The sequence below is a fragment of the uncultured Ruthenibacterium sp. genome (assembly GCF_963558415.1).
In the GTDB taxonomy this organism is placed as follows: domain Bacteria; phylum Bacillota; class Clostridia; order Oscillospirales; family Ruminococcaceae; genus Ruthenibacterium.
In genome coordinates this window covers 1-1527 of the sequence record NZ_CAUWGY010000165.1, presented here as the reverse complement: position 1 = coordinate 1527, position 1527 = coordinate 1, and the positions used below count along the sequence as shown (strand labels likewise).

Here is a 1527-nt window from a genome sequence, read left to right as displayed (position 1 = left end):
CACTCCAACCCTTGCGAAAGACTCATGTGAATAATGGTGACGGCCGCAAGCTGACTTTTACTGTACTCTTTCACCTGCTGGACGGTGTCTTTGCCGCATCCATCATCCACACATATGATTTCATACTTTTTGAATTTATTATTCAAAAAATCCCCCACCCGATGTAAAAAGGGTGAAACCTGCGTGGACGCCTGATTTAAATAGATCACAGCCGAAACAAAATTGCTCTCCTTAGCATTCATCGTCAAGCACCTCATCTAAGTCATATACTGTGTTGATCTTGCCCGAAAGCACGCTGACAAAGCGCGGTGAATTACTGTACTGACGCACCACGGTGGGACGCGAGTCATCAATCTCACTGGCTTTTAAAATGGGTTTCATGCTGAACAGGCTAGAGTGGTATTCAAACCCGTATTCCTCTTTCAAATATTTCCGAGCCAACTGGCTCATGTACGGCCAAGCGGATTCTGGTTTGGCCGGGCAGTCGTTGCAATTGTACAGGCTGCCGGGACGGCAAGCCCCGCCGCTTCGCCTCTGACAGTCAAAAGTAGCGACTGTATCCCAACTGGTAGCGTGAGGAGTAAAGGTCACACTGGTAAGGCTGTGCAAGCCGGTTTTTCCAAAAGGCATAATGGAGAAGAACGGTCCATCCATTACCGTGATCCCGGTGTTTTCCAATTTGGGAGAAACCGTACACAAGATAATCTCGCACAGCTCGTATTTGATGGGAAATGGCTCAAAACCAACCATCTGATGAATGTCATTCACGCCCGCATACGTGGCGTTCAGTAAAAAGGGAGCCTGTGCACTACCCGTTTTCCATTCCACATGCCAATTTTCCTCCTGGCTGCGGATGGTGGTTGGAACAGCATTGTATTCAATTTTCACAGTAGGACAATCCGCCAGTTGCTCAATGAACCAATCTCGTAAAATATGCGCATCGTAGGTATATTCTGTAGTCAAAAAAGCCCCATCGCACATACCCGGATTGAAATAGCGGGACGGCGGAACGTCGTCGCATCGAATGTCCGCCGCGGCGCAAAAATGGCGAAACTCTGCAGCGTTGGTCCAAGAAAAACTGCTGCTTGTGGCATATACCTGGTCGAACCGGCTATGAATGCAAAAACCGTAATCCTGTACAAAGCGAGAAAAATATCCTGCGCTTTTCAAAGCAGTGGAAAGACTGCGGGGATAATGATATCCCATATGTACCCGAGCCTGATTGATCCAAGTTGCACGGCACAGGGCTCCACCGTCTCGCTCCAAAACCAAAATGCGTTGACCTTTTTTTCCACAACGTAGGGCGGCATATAAGCCATAAAGCCCCGCACCCAAAATAATCTTGTCGTATTTCACAGTACACGCTTCTCCTTTTTCAGGGATTGTACCGCCCAGCGGCATTGGCAAACAGCACCTTTAATAAATCGGCATTTCCTTTGAAAGGACTGATTTTGGTGGGAGTTTTTCCCGTTTTGGGATAGGATCGTGTCACCGGGACCTCGCAGGCCCGCAAACCCAATTGAGTGG

General features: G+C 48.3%; 2 protein-coding genes. Both read right to left on the bottom strand.

Features of this window, described 5'->3' with window-relative positions:
• The coding region (locus tag AB5H98_RS13460) for a glycosyltransferase (protein WP_367926390.1) at window positions 1–242 on the bottom strand (242 nt) is incomplete at its 3' end.
• On the bottom strand, window positions 232–1356 hold the full coding sequence (locus tag AB5H98_RS13455; protein ID WP_367926389.1) for an FAD-dependent oxidoreductase: 1125 nt from the start codon (window positions 1354–1356) through the stop codon (window positions 232–234). The genes AB5H98_RS13455 and AB5H98_RS13460, both read right to left, overlap by 11 nt.
• Window positions 1357–1527 lie beyond the last annotated feature (171 nt).